Source organism: Ruminococcus sp. 8Y-12 (assembly GCF_058119865.1).
Genome location: NZ_CM176623.1, coordinates 2,363,772 through 2,384,297 on the forward strand (window position 1 = coordinate 2,363,772; position 20,526 = coordinate 2,384,297).

The 20,526-nt window shown below is 45.7% G+C and carries 11 protein-coding genes, 1 tRNA gene, 1 pseudogene and 1 other annotated feature; of the genes and pseudogenes, 8 read left to right on the forward strand and 5 right to left on the reverse strand.

All coding sequences use genetic code 11. From position 1 onward, the window contains the following. The first annotated feature begins 149 nt into the window (after nt 1-149). The 4 genes from AC0THY_RS08680 to AC0THY_RS08695 all read left to right on the forward strand — a co-directional run bounded on the left by AC0THY_RS08680 (nt 150) and on the right by AC0THY_RS08695 (nt 12,762). Nucleotides 150-8,297 (forward strand): family 43 glycosylhydrolase, encoded by an 8,148-nt coding sequence (locus AC0THY_RS08680; RefSeq protein WP_489994030.1) that lies wholly within the window; start codon nt 150-152, stop codon nt 8,295-8,297. A 171-nt stretch (nt 8,298-8,468) separates the two neighbouring features. Beyond that, nucleotides 8,469-11,570 (forward strand): family 43 glycosylhydrolase, encoded by a 3,102-nt coding sequence (locus AC0THY_RS08685; RefSeq protein ID WP_489994031.1) that lies wholly within the window; start codon nt 8,469-8,471, stop codon nt 11,568-11,570. A gap of 142 nt (nt 11,571-11,712) precedes the next feature. Beyond that, nucleotides 11,713-12,255: a Uma2 family endonuclease gene (locus tag AC0THY_RS08690; RefSeq protein WP_489994032.1), complete on the forward strand. Its 543-nt coding sequence runs from the start codon at nt 11,713-11,715 to the stop codon at nt 12,253-12,255. Nucleotides 12,256-12,444: 189 nt separating this feature from the next. Next, nucleotides 12,445-12,762: a hypothetical protein gene (locus AC0THY_RS08695; RefSeq protein WP_489994033.1), complete on the forward strand. Its 318-nt coding sequence runs from the start codon at nt 12,445-12,447 to the stop codon at nt 12,760-12,762. A gap of 596 nt (nt 12,763-13,358) precedes the next feature. On the opposite strand, the gene AC0THY_RS08700 is transcribed toward AC0THY_RS08695, so the two are convergent. Both AC0THY_RS08700 and AC0THY_RS08705 read right to left on the reverse strand, forming a co-directional pair. Continuing rightward, nucleotides 13,359-13,742: a transposase gene (locus AC0THY_RS08700; protein ID WP_489994034.1), complete on the reverse strand. Its 384-nt coding sequence runs from the start codon at nt 13,740-13,742 to the stop codon at nt 13,359-13,361. A 111-nt stretch (nt 13,743-13,853) separates the two neighbouring features. Next, complete coding sequence (locus AC0THY_RS08705) at nt 13,854-15,236, reverse strand: hypothetical protein (RefSeq protein WP_489994035.1); 1,383 nt, start codon at nt 15,234-15,236, stop codon at nt 13,854-13,856. A gap of 462 nt (nt 15,237-15,698) precedes the next feature. Here AC0THY_RS08705 and AC0THY_RS08710 point away from each other — a divergent pair. After that, nucleotides 15,699-15,908, forward strand: a pseudogene (locus AC0THY_RS08710) (Uma2 family endonuclease); the annotation flags it as partial. A gap of 130 nt (nt 15,909-16,038) precedes the next feature. Next, nucleotides 16,039-16,359 carry a hypothetical protein gene (locus AC0THY_RS08715; RefSeq protein ID WP_489994036.1) on the forward strand — a complete coding sequence of 107 codons (321 nt, stop codon included), beginning with the start codon at nt 16,039-16,041 and terminating at the stop codon, nt 16,357-16,359. Between the two features lie 201 nt (nt 16,360-16,560). Here the strand turns inward: AC0THY_RS08715 and AC0THY_RS08720 are convergent. Then, nucleotides 16,561-16,633 (reverse strand) — tRNA-Ala (locus tag AC0THY_RS08720). A gap of 182 nt (nt 16,634-16,815) precedes the next feature. Beyond that, nucleotides 16,816-18,192 carry a TrpB-like pyridoxal phosphate-dependent enzyme gene (locus AC0THY_RS08725; RefSeq protein ID WP_489994037.1) on the reverse strand — a complete coding sequence of 459 codons (1,377 nt, stop codon included), beginning with the start codon at nt 18,190-18,192 and terminating at the stop codon, nt 16,816-16,818. A gap of 43 nt (nt 18,193-18,235) precedes the next feature. Then, nucleotides 18,236-18,479 (reverse strand) — a binding site (T-box leader). A 233-nt stretch (nt 18,480-18,712) separates the two neighbouring features. On the opposite strand from AC0THY_RS08725, the gene AC0THY_RS08730 reads away from it, so the two are divergent. Together AC0THY_RS08730 and sigG are read left to right on the forward strand one after the other, a co-directional pair. Continuing rightward, nucleotides 18,713-19,294, forward strand: coding sequence for a CDP-alcohol phosphatidyltransferase family protein (locus AC0THY_RS08730; RefSeq protein ID WP_489994038.1), 582 nt, complete (start codon nt 18,713-18,715; stop codon nt 19,292-19,294). Between the two features lie 120 nt (nt 19,295-19,414). Beyond that, the gene (gene sigG, locus AC0THY_RS08735) at nt 19,415-20,194 is read left to right on the forward strand and encodes an RNA polymerase sporulation sigma factor SigG (protein WP_489994039.1); all 780 of its coding nucleotides are present in this window, start codon (nt 19,415-19,417) and stop codon (nt 20,192-20,194) included. An 11-nt stretch (nt 20,195-20,205) separates the two neighbouring features. Here sigG and AC0THY_RS08740 read toward each other — a convergent pair whose 3' ends face one another. Continuing rightward, nucleotides 20,206-20,469 (reverse strand): hypothetical protein, encoded by a 264-nt coding sequence (locus AC0THY_RS08740; protein ID WP_489994040.1) that lies wholly within the window; start codon nt 20,467-20,469, stop codon nt 20,206-20,208. Nucleotides 20,470-20,526: the final 57 nt, after the last annotated feature.

A 20,526-nucleotide genomic window follows, 5' to 3' on the forward strand; every position in this document is an offset into this window, starting at 1 on the left:
TGACCGTAAGAAAAAGATTCAGGAGTGCAAAAATCCCATCACCGAAGGTGATTTTAAATAAATTTTTGCATGTAACTGTGAAGGTACTGAACAGTTGCGATGAAACAATAGGTATGAGAAAACCACAAGGAAAAGGAGAAGGTAGACTTATGAAGAAAAGGATTATTTCATTCTTGCTGTCAATAACGATGATAGCAGGAGCCTGTTTTCCGTCTATGCCCCCTGTCCATGCTGCCGCCAGTACGCAGCAGGTACAGCAGGTGCAGGAAACAGGCAATCTGAACTATTTTTCTAATCAGGGAAAGCTGAATGAAAACGCATTTGTCCAACTGCCGATGGGGGCGGTGGAGGCAAAGGACTGGTTAAAGCAACAGCTTTACCTACAGAAAAACGGCCTTACAGGTGCCATTCATGACCAGTACAGCCTTTATGGACCGGATAATGGATGGCGAGGGGGTAAAGGAGACGGCTGGGAAAAGGGTGCCTACTATCTGAGAGGACTGACCTCCCTGGCCTGGGTTCTGGGGGATGAGGAACTAAAGGGCAAGGCCATGGAATGGATCGACTTCATTCTGGACAGCCAGAGAGAGAACGGCTTTATGGGACCTGTAAATGACGGGGACGGGAGTTCTGACAACTGGGACTGGTGGCCCCGCATGGTCATACTTCAGGTTATCCGGGATTATTATGAGGCTACGGAGCAGGAGGGAAAACCGGATGAGCGGGTTCTTCCGTTTTTTGAAAAGTATTTTCGTTATCAGCTGCAGCGCCTGCCTGGGAAGCCTCTAAACTCCTGGGCAGCATCCAGAGGCGGTGACAATATTGAAGTGCTGTTATGGTATTATAACAGAGTGTACGACGAAAGTGATCCCACAGCAACGGACTGGATCATAGACCTGGCGTCTGTGCTCGCCAGCCAGACAAAGTCCCAGGACAGTGGTCTGGACTGGAATGCAGTTTTTAATGACACCACTGTGCGTGAACACGTGGTAAACACCACTCAGGCGATGAAGACACCGGCTGTGCTGAGTCAGCTGCCCGGTCATGAGGGAGACGTGAACTCTCTGAAGCAGGGAATCTTCAACATGGGGCTGGATCACGGGAGAGTGGACAACCTGGCCAATGCAGACGAGGGGGCCAGGGAAAACTATCCGTACAGGGGAGCAGAGCTCTGTTCGGTAGTGGAGAGCCTTCTGTCAAATGAGATGTCTATCCGAATCACGGGGGAGAGCTGGCTGGGAGACCAGATTGAGCAGACAGCTTACAATAACCTTCCGGCCGGTTATGCACCCGATTACACGGGACACAACTATTTCCAGGCACAAAACCAGGTGTTGGGAACGCATGGAAACCATGAGTTTGACTGCGATCACGGAGATGACAGCGCTTACGGCGCCCTAACGGGATTTGAATGCTGTTTCCCCAACATGCATATGGGGTGGCCGAAATTTGTCCAGAGCATGTGGATGGCCACAAAGGACAATGGCCTGGCAGTGGTGGCCTATGGCCCGAATCAAGTTACCGCAAAAGTGGCGGACGGAAAAACAGCCGTCTTTGAGGAAGTGACAGACTATCCCTTTAAGGACACCATAGCCTTAAACTATTCCGGTGACACAGCCAAATTCCCGTTAAAGCTGCGTCTTCCCGCCTGGTGTGAGAAGCCGGAGGTGACCATAAACGGAGTAACAGCAGACCTGAGTGTGCAGGAAAAGGGATTTGCTGTCTTAAACAGGGAGTGGAAACCGGGAGACCAGGTAAGCGTGACCTTCCCCATGAAGGTGAGAACCTCCACCTGGTTCAACAATTCCCAGGCGGTAGAGTATGGACCTCTTATCTTTGCGGTAAAAGTGGAAGAGGACTGGAGAATCGGAACCGATGATGCAGCCAAAGAGATTCAGTATGATCCTGTGGGAGAATTTGACCGCAAGGAAGTGTATCCTGCCAGTGACTGGAATTACGGCCTGGTGTTAAATGAGGCAGATCCGGAGGGCTCATTTGAGATAACTGCAGAAGATGAAATCTCTCTTCAGCCCTTTATTTTGGACAATGCGCCGATTACCATGAAGGTGAAAGGCCAGCTCATTCCTCAGTGGAAGCTGAAAGGAAACGTGGTTCCTGAGCCGCCCTATTCACCCATCGCACCGGATGAGAGCCTCCAGAGAGAAATTGAATTGGTGCCTTATGGATGTACCCGTATCCGCATTACGCAGATTCCGGTGATCGGAGAGCCGTGTTCTGATGGAGTAACGGAAAGAACCCTGGAAGATGCACAAATCTATGAAGAAAATGGTACAAGGGTAACGGAGTTTGACAATATCGTGATGCCTTTTGCGGAGGACTATACCCTGCGTATCTCTTACGAGGGCTCAGGCTCTATGGAGATGAACATTAACCAAAAATACAGCGAGTCTGTCCGGTTTGACGGAAGCGGCACCATGACTGCGGAGAATCTCTGTGAGATCGTACCCGGAACCAACAGGTATTTCCACTTTGGATATGGAAAATACAATAATATCCGCTTTTTTGGAAAGGACGTAACCATCACAAAGCTGGAGATTCTTCCGGTAGATTTGTTTACTCAGCCGGAGATCTACAGCGCGGTGATTAGCAAAGACGGAACCAGTGTGACCCTGAACACAAACATTGACCGCGCCGATGGTTTCTATACCGTGCACTATGGCACTGAGAGCGGCAATTATACCAGGACAGCAGAAAATTTCTTTGATAAAAAAGCGGTTCTGACCGGACTGACACCGGGAGAGGACTATTACTTTCAAATTTCAATGCTGGTCAATGGAGTGGAGAAGGTCACAGAGGAAGTCAAGGCTGTAGCAGCAAAAGAGCAGCCTCTTTCCTTTAAAGACGATTTTAGTGACCCTGCTGCGAGCAAAAAGCAGTGGACTTTGTATGACCCGAAAAATGTTGTCACCTTTGAAGAGGGCAAAATGTCTGTGGGCAGCAGTGATAACATAAAGGCTATGACCGGTGAGCAGCAGTGGAAAGACTATGCGGTCGTAGCCAGGCTGACAGGCACTGGTAAGGCAGAACGGGACTTCGGCATTATCTTGAGGGCCTCCGATATCGGGGATGGTTCGGACGGATACAAGGGGTATTATGTGGGAATCAACGCCATTGCAGAAGGTTTGAATATAGGCTATGCAGACGGAGGCTGGAACGGAATCGCAGCGCCTGGCGGCATTACCTACGAAGAGGGAAAAACATACGAACTGAAGACCATCATAGCAGGTGAGCGCCTGGCAGTCTATGTGGATGGCGTTAAACTTTACGATGAGCTGATTTCCAATATGAGAAGCGGTGACAGACCGGTTCCGCTCTATGAGTCAGGAAGCGCCGGGGTCCGTTCCTGGAACCAATCCTTTGATGTCAACTCTTTTGAGGTGAGAGAGATCTCACAGGAGGAATACGCGGAGCTTGGAATCGAAAATCATTTGTTCGAGGATGATTTTTCAAGCGCCGAAAACAGCAGGACAAAATGGACGGTGTATGATCCGGATGGAGCCGTGGAATTTACAGACGGCGGCCTGAAGGTAGGCAACAGCAAAAACCTGAAAATCATGGCAGGAACCGGCGAGGAAGAGTGGGAGAACTATGCAGTAGAAACCAAGCTGAAAGGACCACAAAATCCTCAGAGAGACTTCGGAGTGATGTTCCGCTGCACGGATGTGACAGAGGAAGGCGCGGACAGCTATTTCGGATACTATGTGGGGATTGATGCAATCGGAGGCGGCCTGAACGTGGGATATGCCAACGGTGGCTGGAATGATATTGAAAAAGTGCGGGCATTCCAATATGAACCCGGGAAGGTTTATGATTTAAAGATTCTGGTCTGCGGAAATCAGTTTAAAGTTTATGTGGACGGCCAGCAGTATTATGAGTTTACGGATGATAAATTTCCGTATGGTTCCGTAGGGTTACGCTCCTGGAACCAACCCTTTGAAGCCGGTTATTTTAAAGTGCGCAGGCTAACCGCTGAGGAGGAGGGGCAGTTTGACCAGAAAACGGACCCGAATGTGCCGGAAGAAGTTGTGCCACAGTTTTCAGATGATTTTGAAGATACGGCTGCATCTGCTGAAAAATGGCGTCTCTGCGGGGACAAGAGCAGAATGAAATTTGAGGCAGGCAAACTGTCCATGGGCTCCAGTGACAATGTAAAAGCGGTCGCAGGGGACGAGAACTGGAAAGACTATGTGGCCGAAGTATCGGTAGCGCTGGATGCCAAAGGAGAACAGAATGCAGGCCTAATGTATCGTGTTACAGGTGTGGAGGAAAATGGTTCTGACGGCTATAATGGATATTACTATGGAATCGGAAACAATCGGGATGGTACCGGATATTTTATCATCGGTTATGCGGATGGTGACTGGCATCAGACCATGCGGAAGAATCTGCCGGCATTTGAGGCGGGAACGGAGTATGTTCTAAAGGCAGTGGTTTACGGGGACCGCATTGCACTGTATCTGGATGATCAGATGATAACCAGGTTTGTGGATGCCAGATATGCCAGCGGGATGATTGGCTTGCGATCCTATGACAAGGCATTTACCGCGGACAATGTAACCGTGCGCTCCCTTACGGATGCGGATAAAGCCGGATTTGATGGCATGTCCCGTTATATTGAGGAGACATTTGGAGCATACAAAACGATTCAACTGAAGTTCCCGAAATTCAGCAGTTCTAAAAACTATAAGATCATTTACGGAACAGAGCCGGGAAATTATACAAATGAAGTTTACAATTTAAATCACTGGAAGAGCGGTTCCAGGTCTGATAAACAGGGACTGACCCTTCCTGAAAATGATCAGGCATACTATTTAAAGCTCATCGCTCTGGATGGAAAAGAAGAGACTACGGTATCTGATGAAGTCATGGTGCATACGGGAGACAAACCGGATCTTTCGGAGGAGCTGGAAAAACTCTCAGTTGTGCTGAAGGATGCAGAGCAGACTTCTCAGGATGGCATGACAGAAGAGTCCAGTGAACGGCTGAACTGGGCGATTGCATATGCAAAAGAAGTTGCAGGTGCACCGGACAGGAATCTGATGGAGGTGCGCCTGGCCAAGAATTCTCTGCTGGTGGGCAAAAACGAGTTGGAGGAGGATACCAATGCGGAGGTACTTCCGGTAAAAGTCAAGCTGGAGGCGGAAAACGCTCAGCTCGCGGGAGTAGCTAAATTAGTCGAGAGAGGGGATGCGTCCGGGGGATACAAGGTAGGGATGATCGATAACCAGGATGCAACGGTAACCTATACTCTCAAGGCTCCAAAAGACGGAAGCTACCGGATCGAGCTGGCAACGGGAAGCGGAGCGGACCAGCCGAATGCATCCCATATGTATTATGTAAATGGACAGAAGGATCAGGCGAAGATTGTCACCTACCAGCCAAACGGATGGGACAACTGGTCTCTGTATCCAGTGGAGGTAGAACTGAAGAAGGGTGAAAATACCTTTACCGTGACTCATTCCGGTCGTGAAAACAGCTTCTCAGAGCTGGATTACATCATTTTCTATACCAGCAACCCGAAGGTGGATAAGATAACACTGGACGGAGAGGCCCTGGAAGGGTTTGAACGGGATACCTTAACATATCAGATAAAAGTACAAGATTTAGAGAAGTTGCCCAAAGTGGCTGCAGAATTATCCCCGGATGCGGCAGAAGAGTTTGAAGTTACAGTGATCCAGGGTAGGGAAGCCAGCGTGACCCTGACCCACAAGAAAGACAAGACCTTTACACTTACTTACCAGGTGAGGTTCTACGATGACCGGGCCTTTGACAGCTCTATCGTAAACTTTGGGGCAGACCCCTACGTCACCTACCAGGACGGCTATTACTATTACTGCCGGGTTCTGCAGGATAAGGCCATTTATGTATCGAAAGCGAAAGAACTAAACCGTATCGCGGCAACCGAGCCTCAGTTGGTCTATACTCCGGCTGCCGGAGAACCGAACCGCGAGCTGTGGGCTCCGGAGATGCATTACATGAATGGAAAATGGTACATTTACTACACAGCAGGAGCAGGAGCGGACCACCGGATGTACGTGCTGGAGAGCAAGACGGGGGATGCCCTTGGAGAGTATGAATTTAAAGGAAAGCTGGCTCCGGAGACGGATCGCTGGGCCATTGACCAGACTGTTCTGGAGTACGGCGGAAAACTTTATGCCGTGTGGTCCGGATGGGAGGGCACCACAAATGTATCCCAGAGAATCTATATAGCAGAAATGTCTGATCCCCTGACTATCACCGGGGAGCGAGCAGAACTCTCCAGGCCGGAATACAGCTGGGAGCTGGACGGGACGCCCACCATCAATGAGGGTGCCCAGATCGCAGTGTCACCGGAAGGTGTGGTAAATATCATTTACTCAGCCAGCGGAAGCTGGACAGACAACTACTGTCTGGGCAGGCTGACTCTGCGCGGTGAGAACCCCATGAATCCGGAGGACTGGGAGAAAGGGACAGAGTCCGTATTCCACAAGAGCGCTCCCTCCACTTACTCCACAGGACATGCCTGCTTTACGAAATCTCCGGATGGTACAGAGGACTATATTGTGTATCATGCAACCAGGGGGGCCGGACAGGGCTGGAATGGAAGAGGCGTGCGTACGCAGATGTTTACCTGGAATGAAGACGGGACCCCTCACTTTGGAACCGCCTTGGCCTATGATGGAAAAGTAAATATGCCTTCCGGAACGGAAACTGCTAAGCGAAGCCGTTATGAGGCGGAGGAAGGAACCCTGCTGGGAGGAGCTGCTGTGGAAGAAACCTACAATTCCTCCGGCAAAAAGAAAGTGACCGGTCTTCGCAGTGACGGTGACGGCGTATCCTTTACAGTGGAAGCCCAAACTGCAGGAATTTATCATCTGTATCTGGGAGCTGCCACAAAAGAAGAGGGGGCTGGACTAGAGCTTCAGGTAAATGGAGCACAGTCTGTGAAGAAAAATGTTCTGCCTTTTAACGCAGCATCAGGCGGCGGGCTTTGTCCGGATAACTGGATTGGTTATGAGTTTAGCGTCACCTTGGCAAAAGGGGAGAATAACATAGATGTGAGAAAAATGGACGGACAGCCCATGCCGGATCTGGATTATTTGGATATGGAACTGGAGGAAGAGATCAAGGCGGACAAGACAGAGCTGCAGGAAGTGTATGATCTTCATAAAGGAAAACAGGAAACAGACTACACTCCCAAGAGCTGGAAGGCATTCGGGGAAGCACTGGATCAGGCCAAGACGCTGTTAGAAGACGAACATGCAGATCAGAGCCAGGTAGACCTTGCCGTAAAGGCATTGGTGGAAGCTGCCAGAAAGCTGGTGAGAAAGGATGGCCAGGTAACGGAAGAAGACTTACAGGAAGCAGTAAAGAAGGCTGAGGAGGCCAGAGAAGCTGCTGAGGAGGCAAAGAAGCTGGCAGAACAGGCCCAGGCAGAGGCCAAAAAGCAAAAGGAGGAGGCAGAGGCTGCGAAGAAGGCAGCGCTGGAAGCACAGAAGAGAGCAGAAGAGATGGCAGACGCCTCCAAAGAGGAGCGGGAAAAAGCCCAAGCGGAGGCTGAGGAAGCCAGGAAGCAGGCCGAAGCAGCCGAAAAGTTGGTAAAAGAGGCAGAGAAAGCCGTCCAGGCTGCAGAAAAGGCCAGGAAAGCCGCAGAGGAAGCCGCAGAGGTATCAAGCCGGGAGGCGGAAGCTGTACGGGCGGAACTTACGGCAGCAAAAGAGGAGATAGAAAAAGCCAGAGAAGAGGCTCAAAAAGCCAGGGAAGAAGCAGACAGGCTGAGAAGAGCGGCGGAAGCATCCGCAAAGGAGGCAGAGGAAGCCTTAAAAGCCCTTCAGGAAAAGCAAAAGGAGCAGGAGACGGTAAATTCTGTGAAGGTGGGAGAAATCTACCCATCCGGAAACCTGAAGTACCTTGTTACAAGTGTGAGCGAAAAGACTGTGAGCGTAACCGGGGCGTCCAGGAAGAACTTAAAAGCGATTACAGTTCCCGCCTCCATCACCATAGAGGGTGACACCTACCGGGTAACTGCAATTTCTAAAAATGCGTTTTTCAGATACAAAAGGCTTCAGAAAATCACCATAGGTAAAAATGTCACATCCATAGGCAGCAAGGCCTTTTACAGAGATGCTAAGTTGAAGACCATTGTGGTGAGGGCGGAAAAACTTGTAAAGATAGGGAAAAATGCGTGGAAAGGGATTTATAAAAAAGCGGTCATCCGCACCCCTCAAAAGAAGAAAAAAGCATATGCCAAGCTTCTGAAAAAGAGCGGTATCGCAAAGACAGTAAAAATCAAATAGGTATTTTAACCCCAGGGGGCAGTGTTTGAGGAAAACACTGCCCCCGATGCAATTCGGTACCTATAAATTTACAAATTCCAGTTAAAATTTTGTAAAGCCCTGGGAGTAGGACAACGTTATAATGAAGTTGGCAAAGTTAAGACAGGAATATCAGAAAATAAGGAGGTTACCATGTTTAAAAAAGTAAGAAATATAGTGATGTCAGTTGTTTTGGCAGCATCCATGTTCCTGCCCGGGGCAGTTCCGGCAACAGCGGTGGCGGCTGCCCCCACCCAGGAGGGGCACGGACTGACAGGGGCCTGGTATCGGGCAAAGGACGGTTCGGACAGGAATGATATTACAAGATTTACCTTTGAAGAAAGTAACTTTTTGGGAAGTGTGAGAACCGGAAATCTGAATGGAGAAAATTTACGTCCTATGATTGCGGATCTAATCGGGAGCGGGGACGACAGTCAGTTTGTTCTGGCCCAGTTTACAGGAGAACTAGAAGTCCCCAGGGAAGAGGCATACACCTTCTATATGACGGGAGACGATGGGTTCCGCCTGTACATTGACGGGGAGCTGATCATCGACTTTTGGTGCCAGAAATGGGAACTGGAACAAAAGAGCCAGCCTGTCACGCTGAAAGAAGGGCGTCATGATATCAGAGTGGAGTATCTGCAGGGCTGGGGAGGGGCCTGGCTGAAGATGGAATGGGAGAGCCCCGCGATCGCCCGTGAGATACTCCCTGAGTCCGCTCTGTTCCAGTCCAAGGAAAACTATTACAGAGACGCAAAGGCAGCTCTGGGAGCAGAGATCGAAAAGTGCGAAAGAGCATATCAGAATATAGACGGAAGCGCGCAGGTGAAAGCGAAACTGGAGGATGCAATCCACAGAGCAAAGGAAGTCAGGGATCAGGACTATTCGGATGTGGAAGAGGTAGATGAGATCATACTGGCTATGAACCAGGCGGCAGCCGAGCTCTCAGAGATAAAGACAGAGCTGTATCTGAGCGTGGGAACCCAGAAGTCAGATTATTTCACAGAATTTTCCAACCCGCTTTATCAGGGGCAGGACCCGTTTGTGGCTCAGAAAGATGGCTTTTATTATATGTCCGCATCCAGCAATGATGACAGTGAATGCAAAATCTATGTCTCCAAGTCCAGAACCCTGACAGACCAGGGTGAGAAGAAGCTGGTAATGGATATGACCGGAAAGCAGAGAAGGATCTTTGCACCGGAGATGTTTTTTGTAGACGATAAGGACGGCGGGCACTGGTACATATACTATTGTGCGGATGTACTGAATTATGAAAAAGACTATCCGGAGACCGCAGCTCAGTATCGGAGAGGAGATGAAATGCACATTGCCTGCTGTATCCGCTCGAAAACAGATGATCCCATGGGAGAGTATGAGGACGTTGGACCTCTCTACTGTGGTGAAGACGGCGTGATCCTGGGGGCGAATGATATTACCATGATGGAGTATGACGGTTCACTGTTTCTGGTATGGGGGACGCTCGGAGCAAATCAGCCGGCAGGCCCGGCTATCGTAGAGATGGATACGCCGGACAGCGTTACAAAAGACAGGGATATGCTTCCCATCGGCGGCGGAGAAGGACCCAGAGCATTGAAAAATGCAGACGGAGACCTGTTTATCACCATGTCTGAGGGAGGGTATTCCACAGACGGCTATCGCTTATCAACCTTATGCTTTACGGGGGAGACCAAAGAGGAACTTTTGGATGAAACAAAATGGTATGCCCAGAGAAATGTCTTTACTTCCACAAGCAGCGTATCCGGCCCGGCAAGAGCTTCCTTTGTCAAGTCAGCGGATGGAACAGAAGACTGGATGGTGTATCACTCCAGAGTATATAAAGAGGTAAGCGATAACTGGTGGCGTCAGGTAAACATCAAAAAGTTTGACTGGAATGAAGATGGAACTCCGAACTTTGGAACACCCGCATCCACAAACAAAAAATTCGCGCTTCCCTCCGGTGATCCCGGACAGGGGGACATGTATCAGGCAGAGGACGCTATTTTGGAAGGCGGAGCTGTAAAACAGGAGGAGAACAGTAACTATCAGGGCGAAGGCTACATCCACGTGCCTAACACAAAAGGGGCGGCAGTGAGCTTTATTGTAGATGCGCCGGAGGAAGGGGACTATATAACAGGAATCCGCTATGCATACGGTGTACAGAAGGATGGGGAGACCACGAACAGACCCACAAGTCAGCTTCCGGCCAGAGCCAGCATGAACATCTACGTGAACGGGAAAAAAGCAGAAACCATACACATGGACAAAACCTCCATCACCTGGAACGAATGGTTTACCGGTTCAAAACGGTTATCCCTGAAAAAGGGCGCCAACTTGATTACATACAGTGTAGACAGTGATTCTACAGGCAATGTGAACCTGGATTACCTGACCATGTATCAGGCGGATGTACCTTATACAAAGGCGGAGATTCGACCGGATTCTGTAAAACTGGACAGAGCCTATGCAGTGCTGGAAATGGGCGCGTCTACACAGATCCAGGCTTCTATCGTACCGGAAAATGCTGCAGTCCGGGAAATGATCTATACCTCGGATAACACTGAAGTCGCATCCGTAGATGGCGCTGGAAAGGTGAACGCCATCTCAGAAGGAAAAGCAGTCATCACCGCAGCGGCAAAAGGCAACTCCAGGGCCAGAGCAGAATTTACTGTAATTGTGACAAAGCCCCGGAATGATGGAAATACAGAAAAACCAACGGAAATCCGTCCTGCTTATATCGAACTGGCGGGGAAAGAAGTGACTCTGACGCCGGGAAAAAGAAAAGCGCTTACAGGAAAGGTTTATCCAGCCTACGCACAGGATATCAGCTTGTCCTGGACATCCTCCAAACCAGAAGTCGCGGCAGTAGACGCAAAGGGGAATGTGACGGCAAAAGCTCCGGGAACCGCAGTGATCACAGCCATGGCAAACGCTGACAAGACGGTCACTCAGACCTGTAAGGTTACAGTAAACCCTGCTAAGACAGCCAATCTGAAGATCACCCGTGCGAAGAGCAAGGCGGCAATCAAGCTGAAATGGAAAAAGCAAAGCGGTGTGGACGGCTACCAGGTATGGCGTTCTGAGAAAAAGAAGGGAAGTTATAAGCAGATCAAGAACCTGAAAAAAGCATCCAGCGTTACCTATACTGATAAAAAGGCCAAAAAAGGTAAGAGATATTACTATAAAGTAAGGGCATATAAAAAAGCAGACAAAAAGACACTTTACGGAGCCTATTCCGTCATAAGAAAATCGAAATAATGAATAACAGGCCCCCTTGAACAACTCTAACGGAGTTATTCAAGGGGGATTGCTTGTTAATACAGACATTAACATTATTTTACTCAAACGTTGAATATGCCAGATAAATCAGGTACAATAGTAATAGATTGGAGGAGATAAAATGGCATTAGTAAAAGAAAAGATTTATACGATTGATGATATCTATACTTTACCGGAAGGGAAACGAGCGGAACTTATAGATGGACAGCTCTATTACATGGCGCCACCAAGTACAAAACATCAGCGCATCACTGGAAAGCTATTTAATGTAATCAGCAATCATATTTCCGAAACAGGAGGAGACTGTGAACCATTTATATCTCCATTTGCAGTTTTTCTCAATGAAAATGATAAAAATTACGTTGAGCCAGATATCAGCGTAATATGCGACTGTAACAAGATTACAGATAAGGGTTGCACAGGCGCACCTGACTGGATTGTTGAAGTAGTATCTCCTGGCAGTAGGCGTATGGATTATCTAATTAAATTATTTAAGTACCGCTCAGCCGGTGTCCGGGAATACTGGATAGTAGATCCTGATAAGAATAGAATTACGGTGTATTATTTTGAAAATGAGTTTATAGAAGAATATACAATGAGTGACAAAGTTAAAGTAAATCTTTATGACGATTTAGAAATTAATTTTTCTATATTAGATTTCTAGTGCCCTATATACTTGTCTGAAAAACCGAGAATACTATCGTGGCGGTATAGTTATACCTATAACAATTTTGGATATATGCTTTCGGGTTGGTGCAAAGTTCTGGGGAAGGCTTTTCTGTATACGCCAAGGCAACAAGGGAAACTAAAACAATAAGTGTGCATCCGTATTAAATGAAAGGATGAGATGAAAGTGAGTAAACATAAATTCAAAATATGGAAAGTAGTTTTATTAATATTAATAATTGTTTTTATAGTTTCGGCGTGTGCTGTTTTCTTCCGTTTTAAGGACTATTATATAAGTGGAATAGTAGTAATGCAAATTAATGATAAATTGTTAGTAGACATAGACAAATCAACTTTTTCACTTATCGATGGGTCTGGAGATAGAATATTATTATATTATAAGGACATAAGTAAATTTAAAGAAGGAGATAGGGTAAGAGCTATAACCAGACCAACTATAGCAGTATCAGATCCTCCGATTGTAGACGTCTATTGGATTTTTTGATAAAAATTTACCTTTAGTCATGATATAATTAAAACATCACCAAATAGCTTTGGAAAAGGCGAAATTTTTTCTGTGTCTAAAGAAAAAAGAATTTTTTGGATTGAGTTATATATAAGATTTTATTATTAAAATCTTATATAGGGAGTATCCCAAAGAGGACCTGTTGACAAATCCATTTTTTGAGGGATTTTTGTATGCTTTCTATCCCGGAACGAAATAGAAAGACTGGTAAATCCGGGTTACTCACACCGCTTTTATCAGTCTTTTAAGGTTTCATGCTGTTGCCGATAAGAGGCATTCTTCCATCGCTTTTTGGAGGCCCCTTTTCTGTATCTTATTCCGTTTGTGTTTCGTTTTAGAACAGCAAATGTCCCTTCCGCCCATATCTGTCTGAGCCGCATGATTATCAGATATCACTGGTTATCACTTTCTGATTATTCCGATAAAAAGATGGGTAATAGGCGCTGGCATTGATCCTCACGGTACCCATATCGGTTGCACAGGCGGCAAACCATGGACATTTTTAACATTGTTTTTTTGAACGGCTATTTAAACGGTAATAGTTTTGCGTTGCTTTTTTGTAGATCAAATGCACTTCATAACAATCTCATTAAAAATTTCCCAAAATATACTGGCATCTTTAAAACGCCGTCTTCTATTCTGACTAAAAGTCGAATGAACCGGTACCTATGCAGGAGATCAAGCCCACAAAACCAGCGGTAGGCAAGGTTAAGCGACACTTCCTCTGCAAGCCTTCGTTCTGATTTGATTCCATAAAGATAGCCAATGAGCAGCATTTTTATCAGGATAACCGGATCTATAGATTTTCTTCCAACCTTGGAATAATAGGGGGCTGTCTTTTCATATATGAAATCAAAGTTTACACAGTTTTTAATCTGTCTCAGGAGATGGGGCTCTGGAATCATAGAATCTATGTCAAGAATTACCATCTGAATCTGCCCAGTCTGTTTTCCCATCATAAAAATGACCTCCCGCAATTGATATGATAATTATACCATAATGAAGGTCATTTTTCTTTAGTTTGTCAACAGGTCCTCTTTGAAACGGTCTCGTTAATACAGACATTAATATTATTTTAACAAGACGCTTTTCTTTGTACTGAAGTTTGTGTATACTTTTTTACCGTCCATAATCCTATAGGCCTTTATCCGTACAAAATATTTTTTTGGACTTTTAACTTTTTTGATGGTTTTGGAAGTAATGTTTCCCTTTTTAACGGATACCGATTTTGCATTTTTAAAGTTTGATTTTACAGAGTATTGTATTACATATCCATCCGCCGCAGATACTTTCTTCCAGTTCACCTGAAAGGTTTTCTTCTTGAAACTTTTCGCTTTCTTTAAGGATACTTTTTGTGTCTGAAACTTTAGTTTTTCCAGTTCTCTGTTAGTGTCTTCCGCGGCTTTTTGAGCTGCGGCCCTCTGAGCTTTTAGTGCAGCCCTCTCAGCTTCTTGGAGTGCTCTTTCAGCAGCTTTTAGAGCCTGCTCTCTATCTTTCAGAGCTTTTTCTGCGGCTCTCTGACTCTCCTCCAGAGCTTTATCAGATTGATCAACAGCTTTTAAGTATTCCAAGAGCGCTTCCGCTGTGCTTAGCACATTCTGTTCTTCAGAATCAACTAAATTTTTTTGTTTTTCTGTCAGAGCATTAAAGGCATTTCTAGCTTCTGCAATGAGTTCTTCAGAATCCAAAGTAACACTTCCTATATCGTGGATCTTTTTTATTACTTCTTCAGCGGCTTGTTGGTCACTAATTATAGGTATTATTACTTCACTGCCGGGTTGTACAACATCACAAATATTACAATGTATAGACTTTATACCTTCCTCGAAATAGGACGCTTCTTTGTCAATGGTATAATCTGAATTCCATGTGTGTCCTAATGGGTATATTACTTTTGTCTCGGTTTTGTTACACCTTGAACACGTATATGTCATAATACCTGTTTCCGTACAGGTAGGCTCTTTCGTCAGTTCTTCTTGCCAGGAGTGTCCATTTTCACATGACTCATCCGGATCAGTTTCCGGAATGGATATGCCTAAGAAACTATCATTAACGTTCATGTTAAGTGTTTTAAGCCTACCATAGGTGTAAACATAGCCATAATTATAATTACCAGCAGACATGAATATTCCGCCTATTTTACAATTTAGGCAGTTTAAAGTATCACTTACCGTTAGAGAACCATAAATTTCAACTGTCCCAAAAACATATATATTTCCTTCAACGGAAACGTTACCATATATTGTGAGTGTAGAATCACGTAATATATATACATCTCCCGGAATGTTTTTATTATCATTCCATGTCAAGGAAGTATTGTCTACAATAGTATTTTCAATAGTATTACTTGAAATATCCTCGTTTTCATTAAATGATTCAGATGCATGTACAATGCTGAAAGGCTGCATGAGCAATGCTATACATGCAATAAATGCCAAAAGTTTTTTCTTCATTCACTTTTCCTCCACAGAAAATCTAAGATTCCTCTCTTCACCCTTTAGGACGCCATTGAAAAAAGCTTGTAACGTAAAATCCGTTTCGCCCAAGAATTTTGCATTGGCGGTACCTACAGTTACATTATAGCATGGAACAGGAAAAAGATGGTGGATATTAGTGTTAATTTTTTACTTCTGAAGATGTATTTACGTTACTGTTCACTCAGGTTTGAGCATTTAGTGCTCAGAACGTGAGAAAATGATTCAGGGGTGTATAAATCCCATTGCAAAAGCAATTTTGCATGGATTTATGCATGTTACTTTGAATGTGTGTACAGTAACGAAAGAGTCTCTTTTAGATATACATAAGTAACAAAACGTTGAATAAGCCAAATAAATCAGGTACAATAGATAGAATAGAGGAGATAAAATGGCATTAGTAAAAGAAAAGATTTATACGATTGATGATATCATAATTTACCGGAAGGGAAACGAGCTAAACTTATTGATGGACAACTCTATTACATGGCGCCACCAAGTACAAAACATCAGCGCCTCACTGAAAAGTTATTTAATGTAATCAGCAATCATATTTCCCAAAAAGGAGGAGACTGTGAACCATTTATATCTCCATTTGCAGTTTTTCTCATGAAAATGAAAAACATAACGTTGAGCCGGATATCAGCGTAATATGCGACTGTGACAAGCCTTGTGGTTTGGTTACTGGCGGAACTGGTACATATACAGCTTATACGAAAGCATCCAGGGCATTAGAAACAATAAGCAGATATCCTTACTGGAAGAAAGAGGTATAGTCAAAATGAATACACACAAAATTAAATTGTGGAAAATAATTTTATTGGTTTTAATAAGTGTTTTGCTAATCTCATCAGGTTTTATTTTTTTTCGCTTTAAAGATTATTATATGAGTGGGACAGTTATAGGGAAACTTAACGATTACCTAAGAATAACAATAAATGAAACAACCACTTTTAAAGCACTAGGAGATCCCGGAAACGAAATATGTTTATATTATAAGGACATTAGCAAATTTAAAGAAGGGGATACAATAAGAGCTATTTGCAGGCCATTTATAGCTCTTTCAGACCCTCCAGTTGTAGACGCTTATTGGATTTTTTGATTAAGATCTACCACTAGTCATGATATAATTAAAATATCACCAAAATAGCTTTGGAGCCTATCACCTCTATAAACAAAGTTAGGGTTTGTCAACAGGTCCAACATGAAGTGTAAACAAATCAGTATTCATTCCTATAATGAGAAAAGTCCCTAAAACCTTGATTTTAAGCGCCTTTTGACAGAAATTTTCGGCAACAAAAAATGGAGCATACGGGATTCGAACCCGTGACCTCCACACTGCCAGTGTGGCGCGCTCCCAGCTGCGCCAATGCCCCATGAGAAGATTATATAAGAAACCGTAAAAATAATCAAGACTAAATTTCGGGAATTTGCACGAAATTTAGTCTTGATGAGATACTATTCAATAGGACTGCGCATTTACTGCGCTGACCGTGAGTGTGAGTATTGGAAGGCAAGCGTACCCTACCTTACATAAAATAGACATCAAGCAGCAGTCTTACAAATCTACCTTAGGAAGTCCCGCAAAGCCTACAGCCAGATCCTCATCCGTAGGAATATAATCTGCCATTACCCCATCATTATATTTTTCATAGGCAACCATATCAAAATAACCCGTTCCGGTCAGGCCGAACACAATAGTCTTTTCCTCACCGGTTTCTTTGCATTTGAGCGCCTCGTCAATGGCTACACGGATGGCATGGCTGCTCTCCGGTGCGGGGAGGATGCCCTCCACTCTTGCAAACTGCTCGGCAGCCTCAAAGACAGAGGTCTGCTCCACTGAGGTTGCCTCCAGCAGGCCATCGTGATACAGCTGGGAAACCACAGAACTCATGCCATGGTAGCGCAGTCCGCCCGCATGGTTTGCGGATGGGATGAAGCCGCTGCCCAGGGTGTACATCTTTGCAAGAGGGGTAACCATACCTGTATCGCAGAAATCGTATACATATTTTCCTCTCGTAAGGCTGGGACAGGAGGCAGGCTCCACGGCGATGATCCGGTAATTGGCTTCTCCGCGCAGCATCTCGCCCGCAAACGGGGAGATCAGTCCGCCTAAGTTGGAGCCGCCCCCGGCACATCCGATGATGATATCCGGCTTGATGCTATACTTGTCCAGAGCAGCCTTGGTCTCCAGGCCAATGACTGACTGATGCAGAAGTACCTGGGAGAGCACGGAGCCCAGCACATAGCGGTAGCCCTCTGTGGTGGTGGCAGCTTCCACTGCCTCTGAGATGGCACAGCCAAGACTTCCGGAAGTACCCGGATGGTCTGCCAGAATCTTCTTTCCGATCTGGGTGGTTTCTGAGGGGGAGGGGGTAACTGAGGCGCCGTAGGTCCTCATTACCTCTCTGCGGAAGGGTTTCTGCTCATAGGATACCTTCACCATATAAACCCTGCAGTCCAGATCAAAGTAGGAGCAGGCCATGGAGAGGGCAGTGCCCCACTGCCCGGCGCCGGTCTCTGTTGTCACGCCTTTGAGACCTTGCTTTTTTGCATAATAGGCCTGAGCAATGGCAGAGTTCAGTTTGTGGCTGCCGGAAGTATTATTTCCTTCAAATTTATAGTATATCTTTGCCGGGGTATCCAGCTTCTTTTCCAAGCAGTAGGCGCGTACCAGAGGTGACGGGCGGTACATTTTGTAAAAATCCCGAATCTCTTCAGGAATATCAAAGTAGGGTGTAGTATCGTCCAGCTCCTGAGCAGCCAGCTCATCGCAGAAAACCGGGCGCAGTTCATCTAGTGTCATGGGCTTTAAGGTGCCTGGATTTAAGAGAGGAGCGGGCTTGTTTTTCATATCTGCACGCACGTTGTACCACTGCTTCGGCATCTCGCTCTCTTCCAGATAGATTTTGTAAGGTATTTTTTCTGTTGGCATTTTTATCATCCTTTCTTTTAAATAAAAAAATCCTGTCCTAAATTCATAGGACAGGAATCATATACCTGCGGTGCCACCTAAATTCATTCCGGGGGAATGCACTTATCTGTGTACTGACATACACTTCCTGCTGTAACGGTCAGGTTCCGTCTTGCCTATTCCGCACTGCGGATTCAGCTCGCCCTCATGAGTCCATTCCTCCGCTCCAGCAATACCGCAATCCCACCGCCTGCGGCTCTCTGCATTGCATCTTAAGTAAGAGTACTACTCTCATTCACAGGTTTTCTATATGCCCCCACTATACAATAGTAAATTGTGAAAGTCAATAGAAAATTTGCATTTTTTAGCGGAAAATGGTAAGATAGTTACTATTCACAGCCACTGTTGCGCGAGGTGTTTTTATGCGCTTGCGCATGAAAATCCCGAGGCAGCCAGCGTGATATGGGAAAAAGCAGAGAGCACATAATTTGCAGTATTGTTACAGAGAGGGAAGATTTCAGAAGGAAGGCAGAAGAAAAACATGAATGAGAAAAGAGAACTTGTGATACCCTTAAAGGAGGATGAGGACGTCAGTAAAAGAGTGATGACCATTCCCAATGCGCTCAGCATGCTGAGAATCGTCCTGATTCCCTTTTTCGTCTGGTTTTATCTGAAGGAATGCTACACAGGAGCCACGGTGGTGATCATTGTATCCGGCGTATCTGATTTTCTGGATGGAAAGATCGCCAGGAAGTTTCACTTGATAACAAAAGTGGGAAAGATACTGGACCCGGTCTCTGACAAGCTGACCCAGTGTGCTATGATATTTTGCCTGGCTGCCAGATATCCGCTTATGGTGCCGGTTATTGTGCTGTTTGTGTGCAAAGAAGGGTTTATGGGAATTATGGGAGCTATACTGTTAAAAAGCGGCAGAATGCTCAATGGCGCCATGTGGTATGGAAAAGTCTGCACAGCAGTTTTGTATGTGGTGTTGATTATTTTGATTGTGTTTCCTCAGATTCCTTTAACAGCAGCCAATGCCATGCTTGCGGTCTGTGCCGCATTTATGCTCTATTCGGTAGCGCGGTACATAGGTGTTTACTGGAGAATTTTCCATTCCTGAGAGTAGGCGTCTGATTTTTTGTCAAGGGCCAAAACTTTCTAAAATTTCAAACCGGGTCGTATATTCAAGAGCCATAATGTGAATCATTTTACTATACAAAGCGATAGGAGGATGAACATTATGGCTCTTAATAAAGTTGAAATATGCGGCGTCAATACTTCCAAGCTTCCGCTCTTGAAAAATGAAGAGAAGGAGGCTCTTTTTGCGAGGATCAAAGAGGGTGACCAGGAAGCCAGGGAGCTTTATATTAAAGGGAACCTGCGCCTTGTGCTGAGTGTAATCAAACGTTTTGGAAGCAGCAATGAGAATGCGGATGATTTGTTTCAAATCGGCTGCATTGGGCTGATAAAGGCGATTGACAATTTTGATTCTACGCTGAATGTGAAGTTTTCTACTTATGCGGTACCCATGATTATAGGGGAGATCCGCAGGTATCTGCGGGACAACAACAGCATCCGGGTGAGCCGCTCGCTGAGAGACACGGCATACAAGGCGATCTATGCAAAAGAGGGGTATATGAAAAAGCATCTTAAAGAGCCCACCATAAATGAAATTTCTGAGGAGATCGGAATTGCCAAAGAGGATATTGTGTTTGCCATGGATGCGATACAGACTCCGGTGAGTCTCTATGACCCGGTTTACACAGAAGGCGGAGACACTCTCTATGTAATGGACCAGATCAGTGATAAGAAGAATAAAGAGGAGAACTGGGTGGAGGTGATCTCTCTGAACGAAGCCATCAGCAAGCTGAATGAGAGGGAGCGCAATATCATCGAACTGCGGTTTTATGAGGGCAAGACCCAGATGGAGGTGGCCAGGGAGATCAATATCTCCCAGGCGCAGGTGAGCAGACTGGAGAAAAATGCTCTGAAGACAATGAAAAGCTACTTGAGACAGTAGATGATGGGAAGTTATAGGAGTAAGCGTTTGGCGGTTTCGTAGTCAGCATCGGATACGTAGATGGTATAAGCAGCCGCATGTTCTGAGGACAGGCCAAGGCTGCCGACTCCTGTGAGGATGAGACGGTACAGGAAGGAGAGAAAATTTTCTTTGGGTTTACTCCCCTCCTCATATGCAATTCCGTTTGTGTCTAATTTGGACTTGATGCTCAAGAAAATATCCAGGGAATCGCTGCTGTAAAGGAGCTTGTCATAGGGAGATGACGTTTTACGCATATGATTTACCTCCGTTTGTTATAATGTGGGTTCATTAGTAATTATTCTATATAGAAT